This is a genomic window from Levilactobacillus tongjiangensis (assembly GCF_003946345.1).
Classification (GTDB): domain Bacteria; phylum Bacillota; class Bacilli; order Lactobacillales; family Lactobacillaceae; genus Levilactobacillus; species Levilactobacillus tongjiangensis.
In genome coordinates this window covers 41000-59318 of the sequence record NZ_RHNY01000010.1, presented here as the reverse complement: position 1 = coordinate 59318, position 18319 = coordinate 41000, and the positions used below count along the sequence as shown (strand labels likewise).

Sequence of the window (18319 nt, the reverse complement as noted above, 5' to 3'; positions counted from 1 at the left end):
TGTACCATGGTTTGCGCTTTCACCCCAGAGGGATTTCACTATTGAACGACTGATTTCCACCAAGATTTGACAGTATTAGCTGCGCTGTTAAAGGACTTCCCAGCGTTGTTAATACCCTCCTGTACCTGATCCCAGATATCGCTGTCGCTAGAACTAGAATTGTCCTCGCCCTTGGCGATGGTAGAAGCATCCTTGGTGTCAAAGGCAGTTCCTTTGGTGTTTGGTAAGATGGCTTGCATTTCAGCCTGATAGAGTGGCCCCTCACCAGTACCACTGACGTTCTCCAGGTGATTCTTGTTGCTCGTGTTGTCAAACCCTTCCCAAGTCGTCACAACGACGTCAGGGGTGTATCCCACGATCCATTTATCACGGGTGGCATCGGAATCACCATCAGCCTCAGTACTCCCGGTCTTACCAGCAATCGTATATCCGTAAGGCTTGGCGCTAACCCCGGTTCCGTAGTTAAAGACGCCCATCATCATACTGGTCATCTGCTTAGCGGTCTTGCTCGACATGACCTTAGTCGTCTTCGCAGCAGAGTCAGAAGTATCCACCACTACATTTCCTGAAGCATCCACAATCTTACGAATATAGTGCGCCGACGACATGGTCCCGTTGTTAGCAAACGCCGTGTAAGCTTGAGCCAACTGCTGCGGAGAGACTCCGGTCTTCAGCCCACCCAGTGCCAAGGCCAGGTTCTTATCAGACTTGGTGACTGGAAGACCAAATTTTTTGACGGAATCGTAGCCCTTGTCGACGCCAATCTTATTTAGTAACCAAACGGCTGGTGCATTCTTACTTTGCGCCAGAGCTTGATACATCGGTACCTTGCCACTGTATTGGTTACCGTAGTTATGCGGCGAATAGTTATTGGTCCCGTACGACTTCTTCTTGTCAGTCAGTTCGGAATCATAGTAGTACCCATTTTCTAATGCCGGAGTATAAACCGCCAGTGGCTTGATGGTTGATCCCGGTTGTCGCCGCATTTGTGTCGCTCGGTTATAGCCCCGGAAAACGTGCTTTCCACGACCCCCTACCACGGCTTCAACACCACCGGTATTCGGGTCAATGGCGATACTAGCCGCCTGAACCTTGGTCCCATCGCTAGCATTGGCTGGGAAGTAAGAGGTGTTCTTAAATAATGTCTGCATCTGCTTCTGATTACCCTGATCCAAGGTGGTATAGATTTTATATCCCTTGTTCATAATTTCAGATTCAGTGAGGCCATATTTGCTGACAGCTTCGTTAATCACTGCATCAAAGAAATACGGGTACCGATAACTGTTCTTATAGTTGTAAGTATCATTCGTGGTCAGGGCCGTCGCCTGATAGCTCTTCGCCTGTGACTTTGAAATGGCTCCGGTATCCGCCATCAGGCCCAGAACGACGTTTCGTCGGGCCCGTGAGGCCTGCGGGTGGTCAACTGGATTGTAAGCCGATGGCGACGTGAGCATCCCCGCTAACACAGCAGACTCTGGTACCGTCAATGCCGCAGCGGACTTCCCGAAGTACCGTTTAGCGGCATCTTGAACACCCCAAACTCCGTTACCAAAGTAAGCGTTGTTAAGGTACATGGACAAGATATCTTGCTTAGAATAAACGTTCTCAACTTCGATTGACAGGAATAGTTCCTTGAATTTCCGCGTGAACGTTTGCTCTTGCGTGAGGTACGCGTTCTTGACCAATTGTTGGGTCAATGTACTCCCCCCACCACTAATGTAGTTTTGTCGGAGTACTTTATTCTTGGCGTACAGGAAAAAGGCCCGCCCAATCCCCTTAACGGAGAAACCATGTTCGTGATAAAAATTCCGGTCCTCGGTAGAAATCACTGCGCTCTGCACGTTCGTGGTAATTTTCTTAAGTGGGACGTAGGTCCCCTTCTGGGAGTACAGGGTCCCCGCCTTATTATTGTGACGATCATAAATCTGCGTGGGATTTTCCAACGCCGCCTTCAAGTCACCAACGTTAGCCGACTTGGCCATAAACGTTAAGTACCCACTCATGACCAGGACCATACTTAAGATGATCACAATGATCCAGCGGGTCAACTGAAATCGGTGCCAGATGCGCTTAAATCCAGACTTAAATCCGGACCAAGCATTCTCATTCGGTTCTTGGTTATTCATAAAATAGCCTCTTCTATCTCAATTATAATATGGCTATTTTAGCATAGTCATGGCGCTTAACTACGTTTTCAGGCAAACTTTATGAAGCTTTAAATTAGCTTAACGCGACTGACCTATGTAACTGCGCCTATCTCAAACAAAGGGCGTGACCCGACTTTTGCCGACCCACGCCTGTTCAATCCACAATAACGCCTAGTGAACAATTTCTGGATTCATTTCCGCCGCAATTTCATCATGTAGCTTTTCAGCTACTTGAGCACTTGGACTGATGATAAAAATCGTATCGTGACCTGCCAACGTACCAGCAATCTCTGGTAAGTTCAAATCATCAAAGATGGCCGCCAACAGGTTACCGTTACTCGGCAGCGTTTTCAAAATATTAACAAACTCAACTCGGGTCAGGCCCGTCACCACTTCATTAATGGTCTCTCGCAGATGTTCCTTTTCACTACGATTACCCGCTTTAAAGATTGTATAACGCAGGTGACCATGTCCATCTTGAGCCTTTACAATCTGCATTTCTCGAATGTCTCGTGAAATGGTGGCCTGCGTCGCCTGAATACCGACATCCTCCAGATGATCCATTAATTCTTCCTGAGTTCCAATGGGATACTGATTAATTAATTGCTCAATGCGCGCTTGGCGAATACTTTTCTTCATGACGACGACCCTCCCGCATAAAATTTCACTAAGTATAACAAAGGATGCGGAAAAACGCCACATGTCTCTGCATATTTATAAAGCAAGTGTACCAAATATTCGTTTTTAACGCAAAAAAACGAATCGTTGACCTACTATCTTGCTTACGCTTGAGGATTATCGCTGGACATTTTATCCATGCCTTTAGCACCAATATCCGTTCGAAAAATCAAATCACCAGTGGGCACCTGTTCAAGTTGCTCATAAACTCGCTGTTGTGCGGTGGCTAAATCAGCCGCGTGCGCGCTCACTAACATGACCCGACCGCCTGCACTGACTAGCTGACCAGCTTCACCCCGCACACCTGCATAATCGGCCCCGGCAACAGTCGGGACTGCCACGCCTAATTGGGGACAGCTAGGGTAACCCGGCGCCGCCAACACAACACCTAAATAAGTCACGTCTTCTTGCCAAGTTAACCGCGGTTGCCGATGCGCCATCAGGTCTTGAATCCCCTGGTAAAAATCACTGGTCACCTGTGGGAGGATAATCTGTGTTTCTGGATCACCCAGCCGCAAGTTGTACTCGACCACTTGCACACCTGCCGCCGTCAAAATACCACCCACGTAGAGGATCCCGTTGAAACATAAACCTTCTTCTTTTAAGCCTGCCAAAGTAGGCGCAATCACGCGCTGAATAGTCTCTTGGATAATTTCAGGCGTGATCTGAGAAACTGGTGAATACGCCCCCATTCCACCCGTATTTGGTCCTCCATCATGGTTGCGTAATCGCTTATGATCCTGTGCCGTTGGTAACAGGCTGTACTGCTCGCCCCCGACCAATACCATTTGTGAAAACTCAAACCCACTCATAAATTGTTCGATAAGCACCGTATCGGTCGTTTCAAAGGCCTGCGTTAAGGCATCAGCAGCCATCAAATGGTTAACCGCAACCGTCACACCCTTACCACTTGCTAACCCGTCTACTTTGATTACCTGTGGCAACGGTGCCTGGTTACTATAAGCCAACGCAGCAGCAAGGTCGTGAAATAACTGGTAGTCAGCGGTGGGAATCCCATTTCGCTGCATAAATTGCTTGGCAAACACTTTGGAGCTCTCAAGCCGGGCAACAGCTTGAGACGGGCCAAAAACCGCTAAATCAGCTGCTAAAAAGGCGTCAACAATCCCTGCTGCTAATGGCGCCTCTGGCCCAACGAACGTTAAATCAATCTCTTCTTTGCGAACAAAAGCAATTAGTCCCGCAAAGTCTAACTCATCAATCGCAACTAGCCGCAGGTGATCGGCCACCATCCCCGGATTACCAGGCGCACAAAAAACCGTCGTGACTTGTGGACTTGCTAGCATGGTCTTCGCAATGGCGTGTTCTCGACCACCGCTTCCCACAATTAATACCTTTGCCATTCTCGTTTCATCCTTTTTAAGTTTTAGTGGTTTCTTCGCTTTCCTTCCCAATACTTACAGAACATCCTCATCAATTAAGCGTTGAAGAACCGTCGGATATAAGTCGTGTTCAGCGTCATGAATTCGGGTAGCCAGTGAAGCAACCGTATCGCCTGAATTCACCGGGACTACCCGTTGGGCAATGATTTCACCGGTATCAACGCCAGCGTCAACAAAGTGAACCGTCACGCCAGTTTCACGTACACCTGCTGCCAAAGCGTCCGCAATTCCGTGACGACCAGGAAACTTTGGTAGCAGCGCCGGGTGTAGATTCAAGATTCGATGCGGATACCCTTGCAGCAATGTCGGACCCACGATTCGCATGTAACCAGCTAATAGAACGGCATCCACTTGATTTTCTTTCAAGTTCCGCAAAATCCAGTTCTCAGCCGCGACCTTAGTAGAATATGCATGAAAATCCACAATCAGCGTTGGGATATGGGCTTCCTGAGCACGCTGAACCACCGGCGCTTGCTCATGGTCACACACAAGTAGCACAATTTCGGCCGGAATTTGTCGGTCCTTAATTGCCCGATCCAAGGCACTAAAATTGGTCCCCGTACCAGAAGCGAACACGGCTAAACGTTTAGTCATGGTCAGCCTCCTTAAAGCTAACGGTAGGACTATCAATGGTGTCTGGATCATTAATGGCCACTGACCCCACCTCATAAGCTGGTTGACCATTGGCCTTTAAACTGGCCAAAACTTCGGGTACCTTGTCCGCATGAACGACTAACACCATCCCTAAGCCAAGATTAAATGTTTCCCGCATATCGGTTGGAGTTAAATTACCAGCCTTTTCTAGAAAGGTCATGATTGCTGGGACAGGCCAACTGCCAAGTGTAAATTGGGCTTGCAAACCATTGGGAAGTACCCGTGCGACATTTTCAATCAGGCCGCCACCTGTAATATGCGCAATACCAGCAACTAGCTTCTGCTGAAGCAATGGTAGCACCTGGTTCACGTAGATTGTCGTTGGTCGTAACAGTTCCTCCTGCAACGAATGCCCCAAATCTGATATCTCCTGAGTCAACTGATAATCATTTTGCTTAAATAAGATGTTCCGCACTAAACTGAATCCATTGGCATGCAAGCCGTTTGAGGATAAACCAATCAAAATATCACCAGGATAGACTTTCTCTGGATGAAGCAGATCTGGCTGATTAGCCAGTCCCACGGCAAATCCTGCCAAATCATAATGGTCCTGACCATACATATCGGGCATTTCCGCAGTCTCACCGCCAATCAAAGCAACACCAGCCTCATGGCACCCAGCTACGACACCTTCAAGAATGTCAGCGACCCGTTGCTCTTCCGTATGGCCTAATCCTAAGTAATCTAAAAAGAACAACGGGCGAGCCCCCTGTGCTAAAACGTCGTTGACGCACATGGCTACCAAATCAATCCCAATTGACGTATGTTGCTGCGCAGCAATAGCGACCAACAACTTAGTTCCGACACCATCGGTTCCCGCGACTAAAACCGGGTTCTGACCCATGTCAGTTAATGGCAAAGGAAACAGTCCCCCAAAGGCCCCTAGTTGTGCATTACCACTCATCTCTTTGACCGTTTTTAAAACCTGGTACCCCGCGTTAATGTCAACGCCGGCCTCTTTATAAGCATCACTCACGTGCGTCCCCCCTTTTCTGTTATGGTCGTTTTGCCTGACGAATCTCTTCATCATATTCCGCTTGATAGTCATATAGTGGCGTAGGATAGTCCCCATTAAAATAAGCCATGCAGAGGCCACCGTATGGTGCTGATGTTGGTAATCCCACAGCATCAATGACGCCCTGTTCGCTCAAGAATCCCAATGAATCTACGCCTAAACTTTGTCGCATTTCCGCAATGCTCTCCTGCGCAGCAATCAGTTCCTTGGTTGTTTGAATATCGATTCCGTAAAAGCAAGGATATTTAAGGGGTGGCGACGCAATTCTTAAATGTACCGACTTGGCGCCAGCATCCTTCAATAATTTAACAATCTGTCGACTCGTGGTACCCCGAACAATTGAATCATCGATCAAGATAACTCGTTGACCAGCCACCACACCCTTAACTGCAGAAAGTTTCATTCTGACGCCCCGTTCGCGCAACTCCTGGGTGGGTTGAATAAAGGTTCGCGCTGAGTATTGATTCTTGATCAACCCCATTTCGTACGGTAACCCACTCGCTTCCGCATACCCGCTGGCAGCGGAGAGTGATGAGTTAGGAACACCAACAACAATGTCAGCATCTACTGGTTGTTCCTTAGCGAGTTGCGCCCCCATGCGCTTACGGGCGGAATGCACGTTCACCCCATAGATGTTGGAATCTGGCCGAGCAAAGTAGATGTATTCCATCGAACAAATGGCAAGTTGCGTATCGGTGGTATAGTGGTCAATTTTAAGACCCGAATCGTCAACCGTTAGCAATTCGCCTGGTTGTACATCGCGAATAAAAGTTGCGCCCACCGCGTCCAAGGCACAAGTTTCACTGCACACGACAATTCCGCCAGTTGGTAATTCACCAACTACTAGTGGCCGTAACCCGTTCGGATCTAATGCCGCGAATAGCCGATCATTGGTCAACAGTAGGTAAGCAAAGCCGCCATGAATCTGCTGTAACGCAACTTTGACCTGTTCCTGCAACGTGGAAGCTTGGCTCCGCCGGATCAAGTGCATCAAAATTTCACTGTCAGAACTTGCGTGAAAGATGGCACCAGCCTGTTCCAAGTTACGTCGCAACGTCATGGCATTCGTCAAATTTCCATTGTGCGCCAGAGCAAACTGCGCGTCACTAAAGTTAAATTCTAAGGGCTGGATATTCTCCAAACCATGATTACCCGCGGTCGCATACCGGACATGGCCTACCGCCGCGGTTCCTTGTAACCGTCCCAATCGATGAGGATCTCGAAAGACATCTGCTAACAACCCTAATCCCCGTTCGAAGCTTAAGCTACCAGCATTATTCGCCGTAATTCCCGCACCTTCTTGACCACGGTGTTGCAGGGTATGCAGCCCAAAATAAGTTAAGTTTGCTGCATCAGGCGTTCCCCAAACCCCAAAAACACCACACTCTTCATTGAGGCTCTTTATTTCAGTAGACACGGTAACGCCTCCTCCCACAGTTGTTTGGCAACACTGACTGGAACATCAAATGCTTGATCAGCCGTTTGCACAAACAACCGGTCTGTCGCCGTCACATCCCCCAGATAAGTCACCTGAGACTGCATTTGATTTTCAAAAGCGTGTCGTTTTTCCTGCGGTACGGACACCACGAAACGGGACTGCGTCTCCGCAAAGAATTCCACAGCTCGCAAATCACTGATCAGGCTCACCCCTAAATTATTTCCAAAGCAGGACTCAGCAATGGCCACAATCAAGCCGCCCTCTGCAGCATCGTGTGCACTAGCGACTAGTCCTGCTTGAATCGCACCAAGTAGTAAATCCTGATTCCTTTTTTCAGCTTCAAGATCAAAATCAAACAACCTGCCCGAAATAGAACCGGTCAACATCTTCTGTAATTCACTGCCGTTAAAATCAGCATACGTGTCGCAGAGAACGTAGACCGCATCCCCCGGTTGCTTGAAGTCCTGAGTAGTAATATCACGTTGGTGTTTGATTAGCCCCACCATCCCAATCATTGGCGTTGGGTAGATAGGTTGCCCATTTGATTCGTTGTTCAAAGAAACATTTCCTGAAATAACGGGTGTGTTGAAGAGCTGACAAGCGCGACTAATTCCTTGAGCAGATTCATCCAATTCATAAAACTGTTCCGGATTTTCAGGATTCCCAAAGTTCAAACAATCCGTAATTCCCAAGGGCACACCACCTGAGGCCACGATATTTCGGGCCGCTTCAGCAACTGCCATCTCACCACCAACGCGTGGATTCAGGAATAAATAACGACCATTCACATCTGTCGTCATCGCCAATGCCTTATCCGTTTGTCGGATTCTCACGACCCCCGCATCTGAACCGGGTTGCACCACCGTATTGGTCTGAACTTGTGAATCATAAGTCCGATATAAAGCCCGTTTCGATGCAACGGTTGGTTGTTGGAGAATCTGCTTGAGTGTGGTCGTTACATCCGTGACTACTGGACTAAACTGAACATTTGACTGCTGTGCTAATCGTACAGGCACTCTTTGCTCCCGTTGATAGACGGGCGCATCACTCGCCAGAGCATCTACCGGCACATCGGCCACCAACTTCCCCTGGTGCCATAACCGGTACTGATGACCGGTCGTCACGTGACCAATCGTGACTGCGTCAAGACCGTATTTTTCAAAAACAGCGTTGATTTCTTTCTCCGCACCAGCCTGGACACACAGCAACATGCGCTCTTGAGATTCCGATAGCATCAACTCGAACGGCGTCATGCCACTCTCACGTTGCGGAACTAAGTCTAAGTTCAGCTCCAAACCGCTGCCGGCCTTGGATGCCATTTCAGCGGACGAGGACACTAAGCCCGCCGCCCCCATATCCTGAATACCAACCAAGCTCTCACGGTGATCATGAATGACTTCTAAACAGGCATCCATAAGAAGTTTTTCCATGAATGGATCTCCCACTTGAACAGCAGAGCGTTGCGCAGTCTTGGCATCGTTGAATTCCGCTGAAGCAAACGACGCACCACTGATGCCATCACGTCCCGTCTTAGCACCGACGTAGATGACACTATTACCTACACCAGTCGCCTGCCCCTTCTGAATGTCGGACTGGTTTAAGATACCGACACACATAGCATTAACCAAGGGGTTCTTCTGATAACTGGCATCAAAGGCGGTATCCCCACCAATGGTTGGAATACCGATGCAGTTCCCGTAACCACCGATACCGGCAACCACCTGTGACACTAAATACTTCGTCGCTTCATCGGTCAACTCACCGAAACGCAAACTATCCAGTAACGCAATCGGTTTTGCGCCCATTGAAAAGATGTCCCGGATAATTCCCCCAACACCAGTAGCTGCACCCTCATACGGTTCAATGGCCGAGGGATGGTTGTGGCTTTCTGCCTTGAAAACAACTGCCTGACCATCGCCAATATCAATAATACCCGCACCTTCCCCGGGACCTGCCACGACCTGGTCTCCTTGGGTCCAGAACTTCTTTAAGACCGGCTTGGAATTCTTATAAGAACAATGTTCACTCCACATGCCTGAGAATAATCCGGCCTCCGTGTAATTCGGTAACCGCCCTAAAACTTTTTTAACGATCAATTCATACTCAGCGTCTGACAATCCCCACTCACGGTAGATATGGTCATCACGTAAGGTTTCCGGCGTTGGTTCTATATTTTTAAGCATGGGCACCCTCCCGTTGATGGCTGAGCAGCGACTGAAAGATTCCCAACCCCGCGGTTGAGCCCAGAATTGTTTCCACGGCCCGTTCTGGATGTGGCATCATCCCTAAAACATTGCCCTGCCGGTTCGTAATTCCAGCAATATTGGCAATACTTCCATTGGGATTATCCACGTATTCAAAAACAATTTGGTGATTGGCACGCAACTCTGCTAAGGTCTGCGCATCACAATAGTAGTTTCCTTCACCGTGGGCAATTGGCAATGAGATTTGTGTTTGATTCTCATAAGCCGTGGTAAACATCGTCCGTGAATTACGAATGATCAATTCGCTCGCTTGACAGATAAACTGGGCGGAACGATTAGCTTGCAACGTCCCCGGTAATAGACCGGCTTCCGTCAAGATCTGAAACCCGTTGCAGATTCCCAGTACCGGCTTCCCAGTAGCAGCGAAGTCCTTAACCGCTGCCATAACCGGTGAGAACCGGGCAATAGCACCACTCCGCAAGTAATCACCATACGAAAAGCCACCGGGTAAAACGACCGCATCGTAGCCTTCAAGGTTCGTGGCCTGCGCCGAGACCAAATCAGCCGGAACGTTCAAAATATCCCGCAACGCGTTAACCATGTCATAATCACAATTAGAACCAGGAAAGACTGGTACGGCAAACTTCATAACTTAATCCTCCACTTCCACAATTTTAATTTGATAGGTTTCCATATTTACATTTGCTAATAGTCGATCGCACATTTCGTCGACTTGTTCCTCAATTGGTTGGCCATTCCCAGTCACTTTAAGTTCAAAGTATTTACCCATCTCTACCGATTGAACATTACTGTAGCCCAATCGATGAAGAGCGTCGTTAATGGCTTCTCCTTTAGGATCTAAAATTGATTCTTTATACGTAACAGTAACTTTTGCTAAATAGGTCATTCGGGACTCCCTTCAAGGACGCTGAGCCGATCTAATACTTCCCGGTAAACAGTCGTTAAGGAACCTAAATTTTTACGGAAGACATCCTTATCCAGCGACTTTTTAGTCTGCTTGTCGACTAGTCGACAGCTATCCGGAGAAATTTCATCTGCCAGAAGGACGTGGCCGTCCATCGTCAGACCAAATTCCACCTTGAAATCAACCAGTTGAATCCCCATTTCATCAAAAATGGCCTGCAGGCGCTGATTAACTTGAAGCGCCTGACGCTTCATTTCAGCCAAATTTTCAGGACTCACCAAGCCTAACGCTGAAATTTGTGAGTCATTAATAAATGGATCATCCAGTTCATCACTCTTGTAAAAGAATTCCATGACTGGTTGAACCAACGGCTGCAGATAAGCTACCCCAAACTTCCGCTCAAAACTTCCCGAAGCAGCGTTTCGAACCACTGTTTCCAACGGAATCATCTTGACCCGTTTGACCAGTTGGACGTATTCCGAAGGTTGCGCAATGAAATGATTCTGAATACCATGCTTGGCTAAGTCTTGAAAAATCAAACTAGAAATTCGATTGTTCAGCAACCCCTTCTGCTCAACAACGACCTTACGCTTACCATTTAGGGCTGTCGCCTGATCAAGGTAGTCCACCCATAAAACTTCTGGATCGTTAGTCGCGTACATTTTTTTAGCTTTACCGGTATAAAGTAATGCACCCTTTTCAATCGTCATATCGTTAATGTTCTCCCTTCAATTGCGCTAAGCTTGCTAACAGCTGGTTCACATCTGACCCCAAAACCGTCACGTGCCCCATCTTACGTTGCGGTTTAATTTCCGCCTTCCCATAATCATGAAAATGCCAGGTTGGTTCCGTTAACAATGCTTGACGAGCTGTCGTTAAATCTGCCCCCAACAAATTACGCATGACGGCCGGTTGCACCAGTGTAATGTCAGGAATCGGCAACCCACAGATACTCCGAATATGGGCCTCAAACTGTGAAACGTTGCATGCTTCAATTGAGTAGTGACCCGAATTATGCGGTCGCGGCGCCAGTTCATTGACCAGCAAACTACCATCTTCAAGGACAAAAAACTCAATTCCGAGTACACCACGCAACGTCAATGCCTGAGCAATCGTCGTCGCAATCTGTTGCGCCTGACGATGAACCGTAGCACTAACCGCTGCCGGTGCAATGGTCGTATGCAAGATGTGACGGTGATGCCGATTTTCTACCAGTGGAAAGGTTACTACTCGACCGTTGGCTTGTCGGGCAACCATCATGGCAACTTCCAGTTTGAACGCCTGACGAGCTTCTAAAATGCAGGGCACCTGCAATAGCTCTGACACTTCAACTGGTACGACGACTGAATCTAGGTTCACCTGTCCGTGCCCGTCATACCCGCCGGCAGCCGTTTTTAAAATTGCTGGTGTGCCGATTTTTTGAAGCGCTATTGTCAGCTCAGCGCCATTAGCTACAGCTGCAAATGGCGTCACCGGTACACCGTGTTCCCTGAGGAACTGTTTCTCACGCAATCGATTCCCAGTGATGTGAAGTAGGGCCGTCCCTTGTGGCAATTGGGTATGTGCTTGCGCAGCTTGCAGTGCGTGCTCATCCACATTTTCAAACTCATACGTTAAAACATCACTACGCTGCGCCAATTCCATTAATGCCTCATCATTCTGATACTCAGCCACAATTTGAAAATCAGCGACTTGACCAGCGGGTGCCGCTGGTGTTGGGTCCAATACCCCCACGTGATAACCCATTGCCTTTGCCTGTAAGGCCAACATTTGTCCCAGTTGACCGCCGCCAACAATACCAATCGTCGCCGGTGGCAAAATAATGTCCTCAGAACCGTTGTTCACTCTCTTCCGCCTCCCGTCGCTGTTGCTGCCGAAAGTTCTGTACTGCTGTCTGAATAGTTGTATCTTGTAGTCCTAAAATCTGAGCGGCCATTAACGCTGCGTTCTTTGCTCCCGCTGAGCCAATGGCCATCGTGGCTACCGGTACCCCGCCGGGCATTTGGACAATCGATAATAGCGAGTCCATTCCCTGCAACGCGCGCGACTGAATTGGCACACCAATCACTGGTAGCAACGTATTGGCTGCCAGCATCCCTGGCAAATGAGCGGCACCCCCGGCACCCGCAATAATTACCTGCAGGTCCCGTTCAAGTGCCTGCTCGCCGTATAACTGAAGAGTTGCTGGCATTCGATGGGCCGAAATCACACGCCGTTCATAGCTGATTCCCAGTGACGTCAACAACGCCGCTGTCTGTTTCATCGTTGGCCAATCCGAAATTGATCCCATGACTAACCCCACTTGTACCATGTCAATTCTCCTTCATCTATTTTGAGCTTAAGTTTAGCAACTCCCACGTCCAGTGTCAACGAATTTGAGAACTTTACCGACTATAATCTTTTTAATATTCGGAATTAACAATCACCAACACTTTATCATTTAAAATTCGTTCAGCATCATTCCTTATTAGTAGCTCATTCTAGTTATTACAGCTACCATATCTATTTACCATCAGAATCAACCACCCCTACAATATACGAACTTTAGAATATAATGGCTCCCATGTATTTCTACAAAAAAATTGATTAATGACAAAATAAAAAGGATGCCAACTAAATGGCATCCTTCCTACTTCACACATATTTAAACTTACATTTCATCTGGTGCCTGTACGCCTAAGAGACGTAGACTTTCCTTCAAGACCGTCGAAACCGCCTTAACCAGAGCTAAACGAGCTGGCAATTCAGCATCTTCCGTCAAAATCTTGGAGTGTGCGTAATACTTGTTAAAGGTCTTAGCTAAGCGAATGGCGTACTTGGCAATCACTGAAGGTTCTAGTTCAGCACAAGCCATCTTCACAATTGCTGGGAAGTCAGCCAAGGTTTTAATCGTATCCCAAGCTTCTGGGTCATCAATCTGGTTGCCAGCAGCCTGAACGTCGACCTTTCCGGCTTTCCGCAAAATACTTTCAGCACGTGCATGCGAGTATTGGACGTAAGGACCCGTTTCACCTTCAAACTTCAACTGATCAGCCAAAACGAAGTCAATGTTGTTGGTCCGTTCGTTCTTCAAATCACCGAAGACAATGGCCCCAACACCAACTTGACGAGCAACTTCGGCCTTATTTGGTAAGTCCGGATTCTTTTCGTCAATTTCTTCGCCAGCTAATTTAACGGATTCCTCCAGTACCTTTGCCAACAAGATGATCCGACCAGAACGCGTTGATAACTTCTTACCATCAACAGTGATCAGACCAAATGGGACGTGTTGCAGGTTGTCAGCGGACTTTACGCCCATTTCCTGCAAGACAGCCTTCAGTTGCTTGAAGTAGTAGGTCTGTTCGGAACCAACCACGTATAAGTTCTTCGCTGGTGCGTAGGTCCGGTCACGGTACAGGGCCGTAGCGATGTCACGCGTGATGTACAGAGAAGCCCCGTCACTCTTCAAAATCAGTGCAGGGTTAAGGTCATACTTACTCAAATCAACCACTTGGGCGCCTTGAGATTCAACCAACAAATTCTTATCCTTCAGAATTTGCACAACTTCTGCCAACTTATCGTTGTAGAAGGCTTCCCCATTGTAGGTATCAAACTTAACGCCTAATTCATCGTAAACGTCGTTGAATTCTTGTAAGGAAGCTTCACGGAACCATTCCCACAAATGATGGGCTTCTTCATCGCCATCTTCCAACTTCTTAAACCATTCACGGGCCGTATCGTCCAGTTCAGGCTTGTCGACGTCTTCCTTATGGAAACGAACGTAGTATTCAACCAGCTTGTTGATGGGGTCAGCCTTCACGTCGGCTTCGTTCCCCCACAGCTTGTAGGCCGTGATCAACTTACCAAATTGTGTTCCCCAGTCACCCAGGTGATTGTCCTTGATTGGGTGATACCCGTTCTTCGTCAAAATTTCAGCGATTGAATTCCCAATCACCGTTGAACGCAAGTGACCCATGGACATTGGCTTGGCAATGTTAGGCGAAGACATATCGATGGGGACGTTGCCGCCGTTGCCGGCTTCGTTTTGACCGTAACTGGCGCCATCCGTCAACACCGTGTTCAAGGTATCTTCACTGTAAGCACCCTTGTCAAAGAAGAAGTTCAGGTAAGGACCTACAACTTCGACCTTTTCAAACCCAGTTTGATCAAGCTTTTCGGCTAAGTCCTGGGCAATCTGTTGGGGCGCACGGTGCAACACCTTAGCTAAAGTAAACGTTGGGAACGCCATGTCCCCCTTGTCAGAAGTCTTAGGACGTTCCAACTTAGCCGAAATTTCGTCGGCAGTCAGTTGGCCGTCTAAGGCAGTGGCTAAAGCTGCTGTAACTTTTTGTTTATAATCCATGCTATTTTTCCTCCCTGTAATTTGCTTCATCAATGACATTGTGCTCTTAGTCTACACCATTCAACCGACGGGACAAAAAAACGTCCCCTACAAATAAAATTGTAAGAGACGAGAATTCCCGCGGTACCACTCTGATTGACTTAAAAGTCCACTTAAATGATTAATTTGATTGTCACCAGTTGCTCCGTTCCCAGATGCGTCTTACCCGGCTCACAGCCTCCCGGATTCGCTGAAAAGAAAACGTCTGTCTGGTACTCATGCAACTGCTGGTTAAAAGCTTTCGAATAAATAAGAAAGACGACCCTAAGGCCGCCCCATTCGAAAGCGGGTGACGGGAATCGGACCCGCGACGCAAGCTTGGGAAGCTTGAATTTTACCACTAAACTACACCCGCACAACACAGAAAAGTATAGCATACCATCTGTGAGTTGTCATTATTTTTTTGCAAATAAATTCAAAAGAACTTCAGAAAACTAGTTTTTATCCGCTACATTTCCTGTAATCTTAGCAGCTGACTTCCGTACAACTGCCCGGTTGTTCATATCGCCAACCGCTGTCTTGTCCTTAGGGTCATAGTCCCGGATCTCGACTAAAACTGAATTATCATACACTTTGGTGACTTCTCCCGTGAAATTATGCTCCAGGGGGCCAAACTTCTTGGCCGCGATGATATCGCCAATCTTGATCTCTGTTTCTTCAGCCATGGTTCGTCGCTCCTTTCATATGCAAATAACTATTATAGTCATGTTTCCCGGTCATAGCAAGTAAAGCCTTCCTGCTTCGCAATCAAATTGTAAGGTGTTTGAAACAAAAGGCAAAACCCGAATAACTTTTTTGGAACATTAACGTTGGCTCGCAAAACCCAATTGAATTCACCAATCCGCCCAAATTATCAGGCAGTCGTAGCGAGTTTCCGAACAACTTGTAATGTTACATAACCTTGTAAACCATATCCATCTCACCATAAATACGTTATACTTTAGGCGTTGCGTTACAACGTTTTTTATTCAATTGGGAGTAATTTCACAGGAGGAGAAGATAATATGAAAAAATGGCAACGATGGGCCGTTCGGGGAATGGCCCTCACTGCGGGGTGCTTAGGCCTCTTCTGGTCAAGTACAACCGCCAGTGCCAACTCAATCAACACCTACATCGCCAATCAACAGTATGCGACGCCGAAGATCACCACCAACATTTGGCCGACCTTCCCACAATATGGTTACCGAAATGGCAAGCCTGAGGGAGTCGTAGTCCATGAAACGGCTAACCCCAATTCAACCATTTATGGTGAAATCAATTATATGAAGAATAATTACAATTCCGCATTTGTTCACACCTTCGTAGATGCAAGTAGCATTATCAACGTGGCAAACACGAAGTACCTCTGCTGGGGGGCTGGTCCAATTGCCAACCAACGCTACGTGCAATTTGAACAAGTAGAGGTTCACTCCAAGGCGGCCTTCGCTTCCGAGTTGAACAACGCCTCGTACTACACAGCCTACATTTTGAAAAAATATGGTCTGACGCCAAAGCGTCACACCACGGTGCTTTCTCACCATGACGTTTCCACTAACCTAGGTGGCACTAACCATACCGATCCCGACGGTTATTGGTCCAGTAACGCCAAGTCCTACTTTGGGACAACTTACAACATGACGGACTTCTTAGCCTTAGTGAAGACCCAATATGCCGCTCTGGGTGGCAGTGTTGATACTACGACGGACACGACCGATACAACTGACACCACGGATACGTCAACGGACCATACCACGACGACCCCCAAGAAAAAAACGGTCACCTATAACCACGGTAGCAACAACGAAACAGCTACCCTGGCGCAGAATTACACGAAGTGGACCGTCTACAACCACATTAAAGGCACTAGTGGTGCCTACAAGATCGGTTGGAGTCGTCTCTACTCTGATCACCGTGGCACTAAAGTTTACGTCGACAGTCGCGGAGTCAAAAAAGGCGGCTGGAGTGGCACTTGGTACCGCATTCGTTTCAGCAAGAACGCAACAACTAAGTACTGGGTCTACAGCAAAGTCCTGAACTTCCCAAAGGTCACTTACAGTGATGCTAGTGGTACAGTCACGTTGAACAACGCGAAAAACTACCCCATGTACAACCACGTCTTGAACTCGAACTATCTATCCAAGACCACTGCACATACGCAAGATTTCGCTAGTGGCACGACCGTAAAAATCAACAAGGCCGGTTACAAGGCCAGTGACAAGTCTTCCTGGTACCGGGTCACACTAAGTGGCAAGAGCTACTGGTTGAAGGCAAGCAGTGTTAACGGTAACGCTTAATAGGCACCTCTCAAGGGTCTGGGTCAAACGCCCAGGCCCTTGTTGTCTCTTCAAGCTTATATCCACCAACAGGTAGCTACTACCTGCTGAATCACTCTCTCAAAAGGAGTTAATCATATGGGTAAAATTCAATTCTACGGAGCCACGTCACTTGATGGCTACCTCGCAACTACGGATAACAATATTGATTGGCTAACTGGGCTAAACGGCATCCCCGCAGACGTGGGCGCCCAAACCTTGTCACAGATGACCAGTGCCATCATGGGCCGGGTCACCTACGACTATGTTGCTCAATTTGCCCCCAACGCCCCCTTCAATCCACAGAATCCTCAGATGCACAGCTACGTCATGACTCACGCGACCCGCGAAGACACGCCACAGGTCACCTTTACCGCTGGTTCAGTCACAGAGTTAGCAAGTCACCTACGATTGAACCCAGGCAACGTCTGGGTTGTCGGCGGTCAGCAGATTCTGACACCACTACTCGAAGCTGATTTAATCGATGAGCTTTACCTGCAAGTGGCCCCCATCGTGCTCGGCCAAGGAAAACGTCTCTTTGGTGACCTTACCACGACGCATAAATTTGAGTTGACCGCTGTACATCAATACGGTCCCCTCTCTGAAATGGTCTTTCGCCAGGGAAATTAATTCCGCCACCACGCTGAGTATGGTACGCTTAAGATATTGAGTAAGTAAGGGAGCGGTTTTTTATGTGGCTGGCACTACACTTTTGGACGTGGATCATCCTAACGATCCTAGTGATTTTAGGATTGACTCGCCATTCCGAGAAACGCATCACGCAATTTCTGCTCATCGCAAGAATTGCCTATCTTGTCATGATTATCAGTGGGGTCGTTTTAAGTATCCGGACATTTGTTCACGCCCCCTTCCTCATCAGTTTGAAGTTTCTCTTAGGCATTGCGACGATCGCCTTAATTGAAATTAGCTTTGGTCGCAAAATGGAACGGGACACCCCACACATTGTCTACTGGATTCTGGGGGTCGTCGCCCTGATTACTGTTGGCCTTGGACTCACTTTAGCGTTTAAATAAACTGCCCGCTGAGAGCCTCGGTTATATTCAGTTAATTTAAATAAAAATTTCAAGTAAAAACGCCTAGGATTAATTCCTAGACGTTTTTAGCATCTTAAACACTACTAGCGCGTATATTAGATAGCCTCCCATGAGTGATATGCGTAATCCCT

General features: G+C 47.8%; 17 protein-coding genes and 1 tRNA gene. 3 read left to right on the top strand and 15 right to left on the bottom strand.

Annotated elements, in window-relative coordinates; genetic code table 11:
• Window positions 1–38: 38 nt before the first annotated feature.
• From EKM75_RS07580 to EKM75_RS07510, 15 genes are all read right to left on the bottom strand, one after another.
• Window positions 39–2126, bottom strand: a complete 2088-nt coding sequence (locus EKM75_RS07580; protein ID WP_125693426.1) for a PBP1A family penicillin-binding protein — start codon at window positions 2124–2126, stop codon at window positions 39–41.
• Between the two features lie 192 nt (window positions 2127–2318).
• Window positions 2319–2786: an arginine repressor gene (locus tag EKM75_RS07575; RefSeq protein WP_125683904.1), complete on the bottom strand. Its 468-nt coding sequence runs from the start codon at window positions 2784–2786 to the stop codon at window positions 2319–2321.
• A gap of 143 nt (window positions 2787–2929) precedes the next feature.
• On the bottom strand, window positions 2930–4186 hold the full coding sequence (gene purD, locus EKM75_RS07570; protein ID WP_125693424.1) for a phosphoribosylamine--glycine ligase: 1257 nt from the start codon (window positions 4184–4186) through the stop codon (window positions 2930–2932).
• A 54-nt stretch (window positions 4187–4240) separates the two neighbouring features.
• A complete protein-coding gene (gene purN / locus EKM75_RS07565; protein WP_125693422.1) occupies window positions 4241–4819 on the bottom strand; it encodes a phosphoribosylglycinamide formyltransferase in 579 nt (192 codons plus the stop codon).
• On the bottom strand, window positions 4812–5855 hold the full coding sequence (purM, locus tag EKM75_RS07560) for a phosphoribosylformylglycinamidine cyclo-ligase (protein WP_125693420.1): 1044 nt from the start codon (window positions 5853–5855) through the stop codon (window positions 4812–4814). Before purM ends, purN begins: the two co-directional genes overlap by 8 nt.
• Before the next feature lie 19 nt (window positions 5856–5874).
• Entirely contained in the window at window positions 5875–7311 is a 1437-nt protein-coding gene (purF, locus tag EKM75_RS07555; RefSeq protein WP_125693418.1) for an amidophosphoribosyltransferase, read from the bottom strand.
• Window positions 7296–9515, bottom strand: coding sequence for a phosphoribosylformylglycinamidine synthase subunit PurL (purL, locus tag EKM75_RS07550; RefSeq protein WP_125693416.1), 2220 nt, complete (start codon window positions 9513–9515; stop codon window positions 7296–7298). Before purL ends, purF begins: the two co-directional genes overlap by 16 nt.
• A complete protein-coding gene (gene purQ, locus EKM75_RS07545; protein ID WP_125693414.1) occupies window positions 9508–10185 on the bottom strand; it encodes a phosphoribosylformylglycinamidine synthase subunit PurQ in 678 nt (225 codons plus the stop codon). Before purQ ends, purL begins: the two co-directional genes overlap by 8 nt.
• 3 nt (window positions 10186–10188) lie before the next feature.
• Complete coding sequence (purS, locus tag EKM75_RS07540; protein ID WP_125693412.1) at window positions 10189–10443, bottom strand: phosphoribosylformylglycinamidine synthase subunit PurS; 255 nt, start codon at window positions 10441–10443, stop codon at window positions 10189–10191.
• Complete coding sequence (purC, locus tag EKM75_RS07535) at window positions 10440–11171, bottom strand: phosphoribosylaminoimidazolesuccinocarboxamide synthase (RefSeq protein ID WP_125693410.1); 732 nt, start codon at window positions 11169–11171, stop codon at window positions 10440–10442. The genes purS and purC overlap by 4 nt, the downstream gene beginning before the upstream one ends.
• Window positions 11172–11175: 4 nt before the next feature.
• Window positions 11176–12306 carry a 5-(carboxyamino)imidazole ribonucleotide synthase gene (purK, locus tag EKM75_RS07530; protein WP_125693408.1) on the bottom strand — a complete coding sequence of 377 codons (1131 nt, stop codon included), beginning with the start codon at window positions 12304–12306 and terminating at the stop codon, window positions 11176–11178.
• Window positions 12290–12772, bottom strand: coding sequence for a 5-(carboxyamino)imidazole ribonucleotide mutase (purE, locus tag EKM75_RS07525; protein ID WP_125693406.1), 483 nt, complete (start codon window positions 12770–12772; stop codon window positions 12290–12292). Before purE ends, purK begins: the two co-directional genes overlap by 17 nt.
• A 339-nt stretch (window positions 12773–13111) precedes the next feature.
• Window positions 13112–14803 (bottom strand): arginine--tRNA ligase, encoded by a 1692-nt coding sequence (gene argS, locus EKM75_RS07520; RefSeq protein ID WP_125683926.1) that lies wholly within the window; start codon window positions 14801–14803, stop codon window positions 13112–13114.
• A gap of 323 nt (window positions 14804–15126) precedes the next feature.
• Window positions 15127–15197: transfer RNA gene (locus EKM75_RS07515), tRNA-Gly, on the bottom strand.
• 79 nt (window positions 15198–15276) lie between these two features.
• A complete protein-coding gene (locus tag EKM75_RS07510; RefSeq protein WP_125683928.1) occupies window positions 15277–15507 on the bottom strand; it encodes a DUF2187 family protein in 231 nt (76 codons plus the stop codon).
• 339 nt (window positions 15508–15846) lie between these two features.
• Here EKM75_RS07510 and EKM75_RS07505 point away from each other — a divergent pair, with 339 nt between their 5' ends.
• From EKM75_RS07505 to EKM75_RS07495, 3 genes are all read left to right on the top strand, one after another.
• Window positions 15847–17115 (top strand): peptidoglycan recognition protein family protein, encoded by a 1269-nt coding sequence (locus EKM75_RS07505; protein WP_125693404.1) that lies wholly within the window; start codon window positions 15847–15849, stop codon window positions 17113–17115.
• A gap of 117 nt (window positions 17116–17232) precedes the next feature.
• Window positions 17233–17763, top strand: coding sequence for a dihydrofolate reductase family protein (locus tag EKM75_RS07500; RefSeq protein ID WP_125693402.1), 531 nt, complete (start codon window positions 17233–17235; stop codon window positions 17761–17763).
• 62 nt (window positions 17764–17825) lie between these two features.
• Window positions 17826–18167 carry a DUF1516 family protein gene (locus EKM75_RS07495; protein ID WP_125693400.1) on the top strand — a complete coding sequence of 114 codons (342 nt, stop codon included), beginning with the start codon at window positions 17826–17828 and terminating at the stop codon, window positions 18165–18167.
• Window positions 18168–18319: the final 152 nt, after the last annotated feature.